At 66.0% G+C, this 13230-nt stretch carries 13 protein-coding genes; 9 read left to right on the top strand and 4 right to left on the bottom strand.

Going from position 1 to position 13230, the window contains the following annotated elements:
* Positions 1 to 30: 30 nt before the first annotated feature.
* The 3 genes from NWF24_RS32020 to gstA all read right to left on the bottom strand — a co-directional run bounded on the left by NWF24_RS32020 (position 31) and on the right by gstA (position 3391).
* Positions 31 to 1848 carry an acyclic terpene utilization AtuA family protein gene (locus NWF24_RS32020; RefSeq protein ID WP_258352041.1) on the bottom strand — a complete coding sequence of 606 codons (1818 nt, stop codon included), beginning with the start codon at positions 1846 to 1848 and terminating at the stop codon, positions 31 to 33.
* Positions 1845 to 2627 carry an enoyl-CoA hydratase/isomerase family protein gene (locus NWF24_RS32015; protein WP_258352040.1) on the bottom strand — a complete coding sequence of 261 codons (783 nt, stop codon included), beginning with the start codon at positions 2625 to 2627 and terminating at the stop codon, positions 1845 to 1847. Before NWF24_RS32015 ends, NWF24_RS32020 begins: the two co-directional genes overlap by 4 nt.
* Positions 2628 to 2782: 155 nt before the next feature.
* The gene (gstA, locus tag NWF24_RS32010; RefSeq protein ID WP_258352039.1) at positions 2783 to 3391 is read right to left on the bottom strand and encodes a glutathione transferase GstA; all 609 of its coding nucleotides are present in this window, start codon (positions 3389 to 3391) and stop codon (positions 2783 to 2785) included.
* A 185-nt stretch (positions 3392 to 3576) separates the two neighbouring features.
* Here gstA and NWF24_RS32005 point away from each other — a divergent pair, with 185 nt between their 5' ends.
* The 9 genes from NWF24_RS32005 (at position 3577) to NWF24_RS31965 (ending at position 11684) form a co-directional block, all read left to right on the top strand.
* Positions 3577 to 3762 (top strand): DUF1328 family protein, encoded by a 186-nt coding sequence (locus NWF24_RS32005; RefSeq protein WP_013538518.1) that lies wholly within the window; start codon positions 3577 to 3579, stop codon positions 3760 to 3762.
* Entirely contained in the window at positions 3762 to 4649 is an 888-nt protein-coding gene (locus NWF24_RS32000) for a transglutaminase-like domain-containing protein (RefSeq protein ID WP_258352038.1), read from the top strand. Before NWF24_RS32005 ends, NWF24_RS32000 begins: the two co-directional genes overlap by 1 nt.
* Positions 4650 to 4823: 174 nt before the next feature.
* A complete protein-coding gene (gene mnmG / locus NWF24_RS31995; RefSeq protein WP_258352037.1) occupies positions 4824 to 6785 on the top strand; it encodes a tRNA uridine-5-carboxymethylaminomethyl(34) synthesis enzyme MnmG in 1962 nt (653 codons plus the stop codon).
* Positions 6782 to 7435, top strand: coding sequence for a 16S rRNA (guanine(527)-N(7))-methyltransferase RsmG (gene rsmG / locus NWF24_RS31990; RefSeq protein ID WP_258352036.1), 654 nt, complete (start codon positions 6782 to 6784; stop codon positions 7433 to 7435). Before mnmG ends, rsmG begins: the two co-directional genes overlap by 4 nt.
* Before the next feature lie 126 nt (positions 7436 to 7561).
* Positions 7562 to 8176, top strand: a complete 615-nt coding sequence (locus NWF24_RS31985) for a LysE family transporter (RefSeq protein WP_258352035.1) — start codon at positions 7562 to 7564, stop codon at positions 8174 to 8176.
* A gap of 19 nt (positions 8177 to 8195) precedes the next feature.
* Positions 8196 to 9110: a ParA family protein gene (locus NWF24_RS31980; RefSeq protein WP_093057108.1), complete on the top strand. Its 915-nt coding sequence runs from the start codon at positions 8196 to 8198 to the stop codon at positions 9108 to 9110.
* Positions 9111 to 9152: 42 nt separating this feature from the next.
* Positions 9153 to 9698: an RBBP9/YdeN family alpha/beta hydrolase gene (locus NWF24_RS31975; protein WP_258352034.1), complete on the top strand. Its 546-nt coding sequence runs from the start codon at positions 9153 to 9155 to the stop codon at positions 9696 to 9698.
* Positions 9698 to 10663: a ParB/RepB/Spo0J family partition protein gene (locus tag NWF24_RS31970; protein ID WP_258352033.1), complete on the top strand. Its 966-nt coding sequence runs from the start codon at positions 9698 to 9700 to the stop codon at positions 10661 to 10663. Before NWF24_RS31975 ends, NWF24_RS31970 begins: the two co-directional genes overlap by 1 nt.
* Before the next feature lie 115 nt (positions 10664 to 10778).
* Positions 10779 to 11684, top strand: a complete 906-nt coding sequence (locus NWF24_RS31965; protein ID WP_258352032.1) for a CsgG/HfaB family protein — start codon at positions 10779 to 10781, stop codon at positions 11682 to 11684.
* Positions 11685 to 11777: 93 nt separating this feature from the next.
* Here NWF24_RS31965 and NWF24_RS31960 read toward each other — a convergent pair whose 3' ends face one another.
* Positions 11778 to 13202, bottom strand: coding sequence for an FAD-binding oxidoreductase (locus NWF24_RS31960; RefSeq protein ID WP_258352031.1), 1425 nt, complete (start codon positions 13200 to 13202; stop codon positions 11778 to 11780).
* Between the last annotated feature and the right edge of the window lie 28 nt (positions 13203 to 13230).

Genomic DNA, 13230 nt, shown 5'->3' with positions numbered 1-13230 from the left:
CCTGCTGTCGCACGGTTGTCCCGATTGGTGCTAGGCAAGCAACGCCAGCAGCGCCGGGCTCACGCGCAGGGGCATGGCCAGCAGGATCTGCCCCATGCCCTTGCCAAGGGGGTCGTTGCGCAGCGAGGCCATGCCGCCGCCGCCCAGCGCCTGCTCGCAGACGAAATTGAAGGCGTCGATGCCCGGCACCTCATAGCGCGTGACGCGGCCCTTGACCAGATGCGCGAGCCATTCGGCCACGCGCGCTTCGGTGAGCTGTTCGCGCAGCAGCGGCAGCAGGGCAGGGTGGCGCGCGATGATGCCGATGTTCGAGGTGTCGCCCTTGTCGCCGCTGCGAGCCCAGGCAAGGCGTATGAGAGGCACCTCGATGACGTCGAGGGCGACGGGTGCTTCATGCGTTTCCGGGGCTCTGGCAGGCGATGGAATGGGAGCTGATGCGGAAACCTCGCTGCGCGGAACATCGACGCGTTCTCCATCGATGGCCACCGTGGCCTCGACCTTCGACTTGTCGAGCAGGAACGCGTACTGCCGGATCGACGGCGACACCGAGGCGCGCCCACCACCCGCACCCGTGGTGCCTGGCGCCCACGATGTGCCTGCCGGTGCGACCTCGCGTGCGAACAGCTCCAGCGCTTCCTTGCGCGGATGCGTCACCGCGAGCCGCAGCACCGCTTCGCGCGTCTGCAATGCCTGTGCGTGCGGGCCGTAGCAAGACTCCGCGCCCAGCACTTCGAGCTGCGTGCCGCTGTACGGCCCGAAGCCGTATTGCGAGAACAGCGCTCCCGTGCGCGCGAGGATCGCCTCGCCCGTGCGCTTAGCCTTGGCCACCGCATCGAAGCCCACGATGGTGAGCTGCGCCGCCGTCTTGAAGCCGTCGACATACGTGGCGCTGACCTTGTAGCTCGCCGTTGGCCCATGGCCGCGTGCGCCATGCACCCGCACGCGGTGCTCGCCGGCCTGTTCGATGCGCACTTGCGTGAAGTCGGCCACCACGTCGGGCAGCAGGTAGGCCGCGGGGTCGCCGATCTCGTAGAGCATCTGCTCGCCCACCACGGCAGGCGTGAGCTTGCCGCCGGTGCCCGCGGGCTTGGTGACGACGAAGCTGCCATCGGCGCTGCACTCGACGATGGGGTAGCCGATGTTCGGCCAGTCGGGCACGGTGTCCCAGTCGGTGTGCAGGCCGCCGGTGGCCTGGCAGCCGCATTCGATGATGTGGCCCGCGAGGCTGCCGGCGGCCAGCAGGTCGTAGTCGCCCGGCTGCCACTTGAATTCGTGCATGAGCACGCCGAGCGTGACGGCGGAGTCGACACAGCGGCCGGTGATGACGACCTGCGCACCCGCATCGAGCGCGGCCTGTATCGGCCGTGCGCCGAGATACGCATTGGCGGTGAGCACGCGTTCGGGCAGCGGGGCGCCGCTTTGCAGTTCGCGCACGGGTGGTTGCGCCTGGCGTAGTTGCGGCAGCAGCGGGGACACGTCGTCGCCGCTCACCACGGCGATCTTCAATGCAACGCCCTGCTCGGCGGCCAGCGCGGCGAGTGCGTCGGCGCAGCCTTGCGGGTTGACGCCGCCTGCGTTGCTCACCACGCGGATGCCTTGTTTCACGACGTCCGTCAGCACGGCTTTCATCGCCACCGACACGAAATCGGTCGCGTAGCCCAGCTCGGGCTTCTTGAGCCGTGCGCCGGCGAGGATCGACATGGTGAGCTCGGCGAGGTAGTCGAACACGAGGTAGTCGATCTGCCCGCTGCCCACGAGCTGCGGTGCGCCCACGCTGCTGTCGCCCCAGAAGCCCGATGCGCCGCCGATGCGGACGATGCGTTCGTTGTTGTTGCTGCTGCTGCTCATCGGCCACTCCATTGCGGCTTGCGCTTCTCGCGGAAGGCGAGTTGTCCTTCGGCGGCGTCTTCGGTGAGTGCGAACAGGCCGATCTGGCTTTCGGTGAACGCCATCGATTCCTCGAAGGCCATCGCCTCGATCTTCTTCATTGTGTAGAGGCCGCGGCGGATGGCGGCGGGCGACTTGTCGAGCATGCGGCCGAGCAGCCAGGCGACGCTTTCGTCGACGTCGTCGCTCACGCGGTTGACGAGATTCAGTTCGAGCGCCTGCGCGGCGGTGATGGGTTCACCGGTGATGCACATCTCGGCCAGCACGCGGCGTGGCAGCAGGCCGCCGAGCACGCTGAGCACCTGTGCGGGAAAGAGGCCGACCTTTACCTCGGGCAGGCCGAACACGGCCTGGCTGCTGGCCACGGCCATGTCGCACATCGCCATGATCCCCATGCCGCCGGCCATGCATGCGCCGTTGACGCGCGCGATGAGCGGCACGGTCGATTGCCGGGCCTGGCGGAACAGGTTGGCGAAGCCCTGGTAGGGCGCGGCGTAGTCGAACTTGAAGGAGGTGCCGCTTTGCAGGTCGGCGCCGGCGCAGAAGGCGCGCGTGCCGGCGCCGGTGATGACCACGGCGCGCACGGCGGTGTCGCTGTTGGCACGGGCCAGTGCGTCGCTCAGGCCCGCGAGCACTGCGCCGTTGATGGCGTTGCGGCGCTCTTCGCGGTCGATGGTGAGCCACATGACGGGCCCGCGCATCTCTTCGCGCAGTTCGACGGGGGGAGGGGTTTCGGGCATGGCGCGGGTTCCTTCTTCGGTCGTCTGAAGTTCTGCCCGTAGCGTGACCCGAAAAAAAAGCCGCATCGTGCGGCTTGTGGCTGAAGCGGTCCGGGTTTTCCCCTAGAGGGCATCCGGCCGCTTCAATGCTTCTGCACGCTTTCGCGTGCTTCGGCTTACTTCAGCAGGCCTTCAGCCTTCATTGCGTCCTGCACGGCGGGGCGGGCGCCAACGCGTGCGTGCCAGGCCTGCAGGTTGGGGAAGTCGGAAATGTCCACGCCCGTGGGCTTGGTCCAGTTGGTGACGGTGAACAGGTAGCCGTCGGCCACGCTGAAGTGGTCGCCCATCAGGTATTGCTTGTTGGCCAGCTCGCCGTCGAGCCACTGGAAGCGCGACTTGAGCTTGTCCTTGAAGATGGTCTTGGCTTCTTCGGGCATGTTCGGGTTGAACAGCGGGCTGAAGCCCTTGTGCACTTCGGTGCCGATGAAGGTCAGCCACTCCTGCAGGCGGTAGCGCTGCAGGGTGCCGGCTGCGGGCGCGAGGTTCTTGGTGGGGGCGAGGTCGGCGATGTACTGCAGGATGGCCGGGCCTTCGCGCAGGCGGGTGCCGTCGTCGAGCTCGAGCATCGGCACGTAGCCCAGCGGGTTGATGCCGTAGTAGTCGGTGCCGTCCTGCAGCTTGTGGCTCTTGGTACTGGCCAGCACGGGTTCGACGGCAATGCCTGCTTCGTGCAGCGCGATGTGGGGCGAGAGCGAACAGGCGCCGGGCGAGTAATACAGCTTCATTCGAAAAACTCCAATGGATGACGAGGTTGATTGATTGTTGTGGGAGACCGCAGCGGATGCTAGCGGGTTTGGCTGCCTCGCGTTTTTGTCCTACGGTCGCACGCGCGAGGCGACTATCGGGCGCGGGGCGGTCGCTTCCTAAGCTGCGTCGCACGGTGGGCAGGGCCTGCTGCAAGGAGTATCCGATGTTGAAGTACGCGATCATTTTTGCGGTCATTTCTCTCGTGGCCGGCCTGCTCGGCTTTGGCGGCGTGGCGGCCGGTGCTGCCGGTATTGCCAAGCTGCTGTTCGGCCTGTTCCTGGTGCTGGCTGTGCTGTTCGTGGTGCTGGCCGCGCTTGGCGTGGGCGCGGTGAAGAAGGCGCTCGACTGATGCACATCTCCCACGTCGATGCGCAGCTCGACTACGAGGTCGTCGCGCCGGCCCACATGCTGCTCAACATCGAGGCGGCGCGCTCGGGTGCGCAAGCCGTCGTCAGCGAGGAGTTGACGATCGAGCCGCCGACCGAGATGCAAGTGTTCTGCGACGAGGGGAGCGGCAACCGCTTCATCCGTTTCGACGCGAAGCCCGGGCCATTGAAGATTCGCTACAAGGCCAGCGTGCAGCGCGCGCATGTGGTGGTGCCGACCGACCTGCGAGAGGTGCCGGTCAGCGAAGTGCCCGACGAGGTGCTGCACTACATGATGCCGACGCGCTACTGCGAGTCGGACCTGATGTCGCGCTGCGCGCAGCAGCTCTTCGGCGACTTGCCGCCCGGCATTGGCCGTGTGCAGGCCATCGTCGACTGGATCCACGACAGCATCGCCTACGAGCCAGGCAGCAGCAACTCGACCACGACGGCGCGCGAAGTTTTCGTGGAACGCGCGGGCGTGTGCCGTGACTTCGCGCACCTCGGCATCACCTTCTGCCGCGCGCTCAACATTCCGGCGCGGCTGGTGGTGGGCTATGTGTGGTTCGACGAACCGCCGCAGGATTTCCACGCCGTGTTCGAAGCCTGGCTCGGTGGGCAGTGGGTGCTGTTCGATCCGACGCGCATGGCGCCGGTCGACCGGGTGGTGCGCGTGGGCACGGGGCGCGACGCGAAGGACGTGGCCTTCTGCACAATCTTCGGCAACGTGCGCATGACGGACAAGAAGCTCGTTGTTCGCGAAGTGCAGGATGAAAGCCTGACACCGTCGAAGGCGCCGCCACCGACTGGCGCGCTGGTCGGCATCGAGAAGCCCGTGCCGGTGGTGCAAGTGGCCGAAGCGACGGGCTGAGCGGATAGTTTGCTATAAAATATATAGCAAACTATCGAGATTCCGCAGGCTTTGGCGGGTAATTTGGCATGACCCTCTAGCTTGTCCACAAAAAGGGCGCAGATCGGCCTGGACGATTAAAATCAGTGCCCCTTTTGCGCCGCGCACGCGTCAGTTGTGCGCTCCCCATTTCAAATGCTGTACCCCGAAGAATTCGACGTGATCGTCGTCGGCGGTGGCCATGCCGGCACCGAAGCCGCGCTCGCCGCTGCGCGCATGGGCGCCAAGACGCTGCTGCTCTCCCACAACATCGAGACGCTGGGGCAGATGAGCTGCAACCCGTCGATCGGCGGTATCGGCAAGGGCCATCTGGTGAAGGAGGTCGATGCGCTCGGCGGTGCGATGGCGATTGCCACCGATGAGGCCGGCATCCAGTTCCGTATTCTCAATTCGAGCAAGGGCCCGGCCGTGCGCGCCACCCGCGCGCAGGCCGATCGGATTCTGTACAAGGCCGCCATTCGTCATCGGCTGGAGAACCAGCCGAATCTGAGCCTGTTCCAGCAAGCCGTCGACGACCTGATGGTGGAGGGCGATCGCGTGGTCGGTGCCGTCACACAGGTTGGCATCGCATTTCGTGCGCGCACCGTGGTGTTGACGGCGGGTACTTTTCTCGATGGCCGTATCCACGTCGGCCTCGACAACTACCAGGCTGGACGCGCGGGTGATCCGCCGGCAATCAGCCTGTCGGCACGGCTCAAGGAACTGAAGCTGCCGCAAGGCCGGCTCAAGACCGGCACGCCGCCACGGCTCGACGGCCGCAGCATCGATTTTTCGAAGTGCACCGAACAACCCGGCGACGGCATGCCCGGTGGGGCAGGGCCGATGCCGGTGTTCAGCTTCATGGGCCGTGCGGACATGCATCCGCAGCAGATGCCTTGCTGGATCACCCACACCAATGCGCGCACGCACGAGATCATCCGTTCGGGTTTCGACCGCAGCCCGATGTTCACCGGCAAGATCGACGGCGTGGGTCCGCGCTACTGCCCGAGCGTGGAAGACAAGATCAACCGCTTTGCCGACAAGGAAAGCCACCAGATCTTTCTCGAGCCTGAAGGTCTGACGACCAACGAGTACTACCCGAACGGGATCTCGACCAGCCTGCCGTTCGACATCCAGTACCAGCTGGTGCGATCGATGCCGGGGCTGGAGAACGCGCACATCCTGCGGCCAGGCTACGCCATCGAGTACGACTACTTCGATCCGCGCGAGCTCAAGAGCAGCTTCGAGACCCGCTCGGTCAAGGGCCTGTTTTTTGCTGGGCAGATCAACGGCACGACCGGCTATGAAGAAGCCGCGGCCCAAGGTTTGTTCGCCGGCATCAACGCTGCACTGCAATGCCGTGGTGAGGATGCCTGGCTGCCGCGCCGCGACGAAGCCTACCTGGGCGTGCTGGTCGACGACCTGATCACAAAGGGCGTGACCGAGCCGTACCGCATGTTCACCAGCCGCGCGGAGTTCCGCCTGCAGCTGCGCGAGGACAACGCCGACATGCGCCTGACCGAAGCAGGGCGGAAGCTGGGCTTGGTAGACGATGCGCGCTGGGATGCTTTCAGCCGCAAGCGCGACGCTGTTTCACGTGAAACAGAGCGGCTCAGGTCGATCTGGGTGAACCCCCGCAACCTGCCGGCTGCCGAGTCAGAGCGGGTGTTGGGCAAGGCCATCGACCACGAATACAACCTGGCCGACCTGCTGCGCCGGCCCGACGTGAACTACGAAACGCTGATGTCGCTGGACGGCGGCAAGTACGGCGCCCAGACGGCGCTGAGCGAAACCGAGATCGAGCAGATCGAGATTTCGGCCAAGTACTCCGGCTACATCGAGCGCCAGCACGACGAGGTGGAGCGGGCCGCACACTTCGAGAACCTGAAGCTGCCGGCTGATTTCGACTACGGCCAGGTCAAGGCGCTGAGCTTCGAGGTGCGGCAGAAGCTGGACAGGCATCGGCCGGAAACACTGGGCTTGGCCTCGCGCATCTCCGGTGTGACGCCTGCCGCCATCTCCCTACTGATGATCCATCTGCGCAAGGGCGGCCATAAGGCCTTCGCCCGCGATGCCGCCACCACGGAAGCAGCCACCGAGCCGCAGTCTGCGGAATGACGGCGCCGATCGATACGCTGCGTGTGGGCGCAGCCGCCATGGGCGTGGCGCTGTCCGATCTTCAAGGTGAGCAGCTGCTGGCCTACGGCACGCTGATGCTCAAGTGGAACAAGGTCTACAACCTCACGGCGCTGCGTGATCCGGCCAGCGTGCTGACGCATCACCTGCTCGACAGTCTGGCGGCCGTCGCGCCGCTGCAGCGCGAGTGGGCAGGGAAGGGCAAGCTGCTGGACGTGGGTTCCGGCGGCGGCTTGCCCGGTGTGGTGATCGCCATCATGCGGCCGGATCTCGATGTGAGCTGCCTCGACGCGGTCGCCAAGAAGGCGGCTTTCGTCCAGCAAGTGGCAGCCGAACTGGAGCTGCCCAACCTTCGCGGGCTGCACGCCCGGGTCGAATCGCTGGTCGGCAGCTACGAAGTCATCAGCTCACGCGCCTTCGCATCGCTGCCGGATTTCTTCAACGGCTCGATGAATCTGCTCGCACCCGGTGGCGTTTGGCTCGCCATGAAGGGCAAAGTGCCGGCCGACGAACTCGCCGCCTTGCCGAAGGCCGTGGCAGTGTTTCACGTGGAACAACTTACGGTTCCCGGCCTGGACGCCGAGCGTTGCATCGTCTGGGCACGCAAAGAAGCCGCCGAAATCGGCGCCTGAATCTGCAAAAGAAGCGGAGACACCGGTAAAAGCCGGTGTCTGAACGATCTTCGCGGCGGTGTGCTCGCTTAGACTCGATGCCTCCCTCTGGTCCCTTTCCCGGCTCGCTTTTTCGAGGCAAATCCCATGTTCGGCATCGCTGACTACGGCGCATTCGTCGCCGCCATCGTCCTGTTCCTTCTGATTCCCGGTCCGGGCAATCTGGCGCTGATTACCTCGACGAGCAAAGGTGGCATCCGTGGTGGGCTGGCCGCGACGACCGGCGTGATCATTGGCGACCAGTGCCTGATGTGGGCGGCGGTGGCTGGCGTGTCGGCCGTGCTGGCCGCATACCCGGCTGCTTTCAAGGCGGTGCAATGGCTGGGCGCCGCCTACCTGGCGTGGCTGGGCCTCAAGATGCTGCTGGCCAAGCCCGGCTCGGCGCCCATCCTCAACATCAAGCCCAGCCATTTCCTGCGCCAGGCATTCACCATCACCCTGCTGAACCCGAAGGCGATCGTGTTCTACATGGCCTTCTTCCCACTGTTCGTCGACCCGGCCCGCCACCAAGGCCTGGTCACTTTCGGCGCGATGGCTGTGACGATTGCCGCGCTGACCTTCCTGTACGGCCTGACCTCGACGCTGCTCACGCACTTCCTGGCCGAGCGCATCCGCGCTAATCCTCGTATTTCCGCCACGCTCGAGAAGCTTGCCGGCACCTTTTTGATCGCCTTCGGCGTCAAGCTCGCAATCTCGCGCTGATCGATCCTCCGGTACTGACATGGCCAAGATTTTCTGCATTGCCAACCAAAAGGGCGGCGTCGGCAAGACCACCACCACCGTCAACCTCGCGGCTGGCCTGGCCAAGGTCGGCCAGCGCGTGCTGATGATCGACCTCGACCCGCAGGGCAATGCCACCATGGGCTCGGGCATCGACAAGCGCCAGCTGGAGCTGACGGTGTACGACGTGCTGCTCGAATCGGCCTCGGTGGCCGAAGCCCGGGTCAAGGCCGACAAGCTGGTGGAGGGCGGTTGCGGCTACGACGTGCTGGGTGCCAACCGCGAACTGGCGGGTGCTGAAGTCGAAATGGTCGCGCTCGACCGCCGAGAAAAGCGCCTGCGCACCGCGCTGGCCGCGGTCGGCGCCGAGTACGACTTCGTGCTGATCGACTGCCCGCCGAGCCTGAGCCTGCTGACACTCAACGGCCTGTGCGCCGCCCATGGCGTGATCGTGCCGATGCAGTGCGAGTACTTCGCGCTCGAAGGGCTGACCGATCTGGTCAACACCATCAAGCAGGTGCACGCCAACCTCAACAAGAACCTGCAGATCATCGGCCTGCTGCGCGTGATGTTCGATCCGCGCATCACGCTGCAGCAGCAGGTGAGCGAGCAGCTCAAGTCCCACTTCGGCGACAAGGTGTTCGACACGGTGATCCCGCGCAATGTGCGGCTGGCCGAGGCGCCGAGCTACGGACTGCCGGGCGTGGTGTTCGACCCGGCCGCCCGCGGCAGCCAGGCTTTCATTGCCTTCGCACAGGAGCTGGTCGACAAGATGCCGCCCGCGAGCGCCTTTGCTTCGGGCGCGGTGGCGCCGCCGATTGCGCCGGTCACGCGCATCGCGCCGGACCTGCCCATTCCCGATGACGTGATGGCCCCCGCGCCCGCATCCGACTCCACCAGTGAAAACAATGCCTGACGCTTGCCGCTGCTCGGCAAGGCGCTATCAAGTTCGTAGCAAATGACAGCTCCGCGCATCTTGCTGCTGCCCGGTTGGCAGAACAGCGGCCCCGGCCATTGGCAAACCCGCTGGGAGTCGGTGTACGGCGATCACCGCGTCGAGCAGCACGAGTGGATGCGCCCACTGCGCGGTGACTGGTCCGCCCGGCTCGAAGAAGAAGTGCTGGCCTCGCCCGGCCCGGTGGCTTTTGCGGCGCACAGTCTTGGCTGCATCCTCGTCGCCGCGTGGGCCGCGCATTCGCGCAACACGCACAAGGTGCGCGGCGCGTTGCTGGTCGCGCCCGGCGACGTCGAGAGCGACAACCTGCGCCAGCTGATTCCCGGCTGGACGCCGATCGTGCGCAAGCCGCTGCCGTTCCCGGCGGTGCTGATCGCCGCCAACGACGACCCGTACTGCGAAGCCTCGCGCTCGCAGCAGCTCGCCAATGACTGGGGTGCACGCTTCATCGATGCCGGTCCGGGCAGCCACCTGAATGCCGAATCCGGCCTGGGCGACTGGCCCGAGGGCCGGAAACTCCTGAACGAAATCTCGAAAGAAAAGAACTGATGGCGACCAAGAAACCCAAGGGCCTGGGCCGCGGCCTCGAAGCGCTGCTCGGCCCGACGGCCGCGCCTTCCGCCGACAACAACGGCAGTGGCGGCAATTCGGGCTCGGAAGAGGGCGGCGCACAGAGGAACCCGACGACGCTGATGCTCGACCAGATGGTGGCCGGCGTCTACCAGCCGCGCACGCGCATGGACGAAGGCGCGCTCTACGAGCTGGCCGAGAGCATCAAGGCGCAGGGCATCATGCAGCCGATCCTGGTGCGCCGGCTCGACGCCGAATCGGCAGCCGCCAAGAACGCCGAATACGAAATCATCGCGGGCGAACGCCGCTTTCGCGCCGCCAGGCTCGCGGGCCTCGACAGCGTGCCGGTGCTGGTGCGCGACGTGCCCAACGAGGCCGCCGCGGCGATGTCGCTCATCGAGAACATCCAGCGCGAAGACCTCAACCCGCTGGAAGAGGCCCAAGGCCTGCAACGCCTGGTGAACGAGTTTGGGCTCACTCACGAACAAGCGGCCCAGGCCGTGGGCCGTTCGCGCAGCGCGGCAAGCAACCTGCTGCGCCTGCTGAACCTGGCCGAGCCCGCACAGCAGATGCTGATGGCCGGCGACATCGACATGGGTCACGCCCGCGCGCTGCTGTCGCTCGACCGTGGCACGCAGATCACGGCGGCCAACCAGATCGCGGCCAAGAAGATGTCGGTGCGCGAAGCCGAGGCGCTGGTAAAGAAGCTCGCGGCCGAGTTCACGCTCACGCCCTCGCGCCGCGGCAACGACGGAGAGAAGTCGCGCGACCTGCAGCGCGTGGAAGAAGAACTCGCCGACCTGCTCACCGCCGAGGTCGAGGTGCGCATCAAGAAGCGCAGCAAGCGCGGCGGCCGCATCGAGGAAAGCGGCGAGCTCGCCATCCACTTCGGCTCCATCGAAGCACTCAACGGATTGATCGAGCGCATCCGCCGAACGGCCTAGTGTTGTGAACTCGGGGGCTGGCGTTCGTTTGATTGATTCCTGCAATCCTTTGCGCGTATCCTCGACCGCTGGTTTTTTCAATCCCAGATCTCTGAACAAACGGAGGGAGTCCACCATGCAGCTCACCAAGTTCCCGCTCGCGGCCATTGCCGTCGGCGCAGTTCTCCTCACCGGTTGCGCCACGACCGACATGCAAATGGGCAGCCAGTCGGCCAAGACCATGGCCACCGGCAGCGCCGCAGGCGGCGCCACCGACAACGCGAGCAGCCAGCTCGAGCGCTGCGAATCGCCGCTCGGCACGGTCTCGCTGATCGAGAACCAGAGTGCTGGCTGGTACACCATCCTCACCGGCGAATACCGCCTGCCGCCCACGGCCAACCTGCTGCGCCTGCTGGTGCAGCAATCGAACTGCTTCATCGTGGTCGAGCGCGGCGCGGCCGGCATGAACGCCATGACGCGCGAACGCGCGCTGCAGCAGTCGGGTGAAATGCGAGGCGGCAGCAACTTCGGCCGTGGCCAGATGGTGGCGTCCGACTACGGCCTGTCACCCGAGATCGTGTTCAGCAACAGCGATGCCGGTGGCGTCGGCGGCGCGCTCGGCGGCCTGGTGGGTGGCGGCCGTGGCCGAGCCCTCGCTGCCCTGGGCGGCAGCATGCAGACCAAGGAAGCCAGCGCACTGCTGACCCTGATCGACAACCGCTCGGGCGTGCAGGTCGCGGCCGCTGAAGGCAGCGCCTCCAAGACCGACTTCGGCGCCTTCGGTGCGCTGGCTGGTCGCAGCGGCGGCGGCGGCGTGGGTGGCTACACCAACACGGCGCAGGGCAAGGTGATTGCCGCGGCCTTCATGGATGCCTTCAACCAGATGGTCCGTTCGCTGCGCAACTACAAGGCGCAGACGGTGCGCGGCCAGGGCCTTGGTGGTGGCGGTCGTCTGGGTGTGGATGGCGGCGCTGCACCGTCGCAGACCTATGTGCCTGCGGAGAAGGCACCGGCACGCCGCCGCAGCAACACCACCAACTGATTGCACGGCACGGCAGCCGCCGCAAGCAAATCGAAAAAGCCCGGGGCTCTCGCGAGCCGCCGGGCTTTTTCATTGAACGCCTGAACGAACGGATCAGAGGCTGAAGATCTTGCCCGGGTTCATGATGTTCTTCGGGTCGAGCGCGCGCTTGATCGTGCGCATCATGTCGATCGCGCCCACACCCGCCTCGGTGAGCAGGAAGTCCATCTTGTGCAGCCCCACGCCGTGCTCGCCGGTGCAGGTGCCTTCGAGCGCCAGCGCACGGCTCACCAGCGCGTGGTTCAACTCTTCGGCCTTCACGCGCTCTTCGGGAATGTTCGGGTCGAGCAGATAGCCGAAGTGGAAGTTGCCGTCGCCAACGTGGCCGACGAGAAAGTACGGAATGCCGCTCGCATCGGCTTCGGCCACCGAGTCGAGCAGGCAATCGGCCAGCCGCGAGATCGGCACGCAGGTATCGGTAGAGATCACGCGGCAGCCGGGGCGCGACTGCACCGCCGCGAAGTAGCTGTTGTGCCGCGCGGTCCACAGGCGCGTGCGTTCCTCCGGCGTGCTGGCCCATTCGAATGCGTTGCCGCCGTGGCCGCTCGCAAGCTCCTGCACCGTCTCGGCCTGTTCCTTCACGCCGGCGGGCGAGCCGTGGAATTCCATCAGCAGCATCGGCTCTTCGCGCAGGTTGAGCTTGGCGTATGCGTTCACCATGCGCACCGTGTTCACGTCGATCAGTTCCACGCGCGCGATCGGCACGCCGAGCTGGATGGTCTCGATGGTCGTGCGCACCGCGGCCTCGATGCTCGGGAACGAGCAGATCGCCGCCGACACCGCTTCTGGCAGCGGATAGATGCGCAGCGTGACCTCGGTGACCACGCCCAGCGTGCCTTCGCTGCCCACCATGAGGCGCGTGAGGTCATAGCCGGCCGAAGACTTCTTCGCACGTGTGCCGGTGCGGATGACTTCGCCGGCAGCTGTGACCACCTCGAGCGCCAGAACGTTCTCGCGCATCGTGCCGTAGCGCACCGCGTTCGTGCCACTGGCGCGCGTGGCCGTCATGCCGCCGATGGAGGCGTCGGCACCCGGGTCGATGGGGAAGAACAGGCCCGTGCTCTTGATCTCTTCGTTGAGCTGCTTGCGCGTGACGCCGGGCTGCACCGTCACCGTGAGGTCGTCGGCATTGATCGACAGCACCTTGTTCATGCGTGACACGTCGATGCTGATGCCGCCCTGCACCGCCAGCAGGTGGCCTTCGAGCGATGAGCCCACGCCGAAGGGAATGACCGGCACGCTGTGCTCGCTCGCGAGCTTCACCGCATCGGCCACGTCCTGTGTGCTCTCGGCGAACACCACGGCGGAGGGGGGCGGCGCGTCGAAGGAAGACTCGTCGCGCCCGTGCTGCGTGCGCACCGCCATGGCGGTGGAGCAGTTGGCGCCGAAGCGGGCCTTCAGCCCATCGATCAGGCTGGCCGGGACGTCGCGCAGATGAAGCTCCGGCATCAGGTGCGAGGTTTGGGTCGGGGCGTTCATCGGGAGTCTCCTGGCGGGTGAGGGTGGT

This window comes from Variovorax paradoxus (genome assembly GCF_024734665.1).
GTDB lineage: Bacteria > Pseudomonadota > Gammaproteobacteria > Burkholderiales > Burkholderiaceae_C > Variovorax.
The sequence above is the reverse complement of the archived record's forward strand: the minus strand, read 5'-3'. Positions and strand labels throughout refer to the sequence as shown.

Coding starts and splice junctions, on each gene's coding strand:
- NWF24_RS32020 (WP_258352041.1), bottom strand. CDS start 1,848: ATGAGCAGCAGCAGCAACAACAACGAACGCATCGTCCGCATCGGCGGC.
- NWF24_RS32015 (WP_258352040.1), bottom strand. CDS start 2,627: ATGCCCGAAACCCCTCCCCCCGTCGAACTGCGCGAAGAGATGCGCGGG.
- gstA (WP_258352039.1), bottom strand. CDS start 3,391: ATGAAGCTGTATTACTCGCCCGGCGCCTGTTCGCTCTCGCCCCACATC.
- NWF24_RS32005 (WP_013538518.1), top strand. CDS start 3,577: ATGTTGAAGTACGCGATCATTTTTGCGGTCATTTCTCTCGTGGCCGGC.
- NWF24_RS32000 (WP_258352038.1), top strand. CDS start 3,762: ATGCACATCTCCCACGTCGATGCGCAGCTCGACTACGAGGTCGTCGCG.
- mnmG (WP_258352037.1), top strand. CDS start 4,824: ATGCTGTACCCCGAAGAATTCGACGTGATCGTCGTCGGCGGTGGCCAT.
- rsmG (WP_258352036.1), top strand. CDS start 6,782: ATGACGGCGCCGATCGATACGCTGCGTGTGGGCGCAGCCGCCATGGGC.
- NWF24_RS31985 (WP_258352035.1), top strand. CDS start 7,562: ATGTTCGGCATCGCTGACTACGGCGCATTCGTCGCCGCCATCGTCCTG.
- NWF24_RS31980 (WP_093057108.1), top strand. CDS start 8,196: ATGGCCAAGATTTTCTGCATTGCCAACCAAAAGGGCGGCGTCGGCAAG.
- NWF24_RS31975 (WP_258352034.1), top strand. CDS start 9,153: ATGACAGCTCCGCGCATCTTGCTGCTGCCCGGTTGGCAGAACAGCGGC.
- NWF24_RS31970 (WP_258352033.1), top strand. CDS start 9,698: ATGGCGACCAAGAAACCCAAGGGCCTGGGCCGCGGCCTCGAAGCGCTG.
- NWF24_RS31965 (WP_258352032.1), top strand. CDS start 10,779: ATGCAGCTCACCAAGTTCCCGCTCGCGGCCATTGCCGTCGGCGCAGTT.
- NWF24_RS31960 (WP_258352031.1), bottom strand. CDS start 13,202: ATGAACGCCCCGACCCAAACCTCGCACCTGATGCCGGAGCTTCATCTG.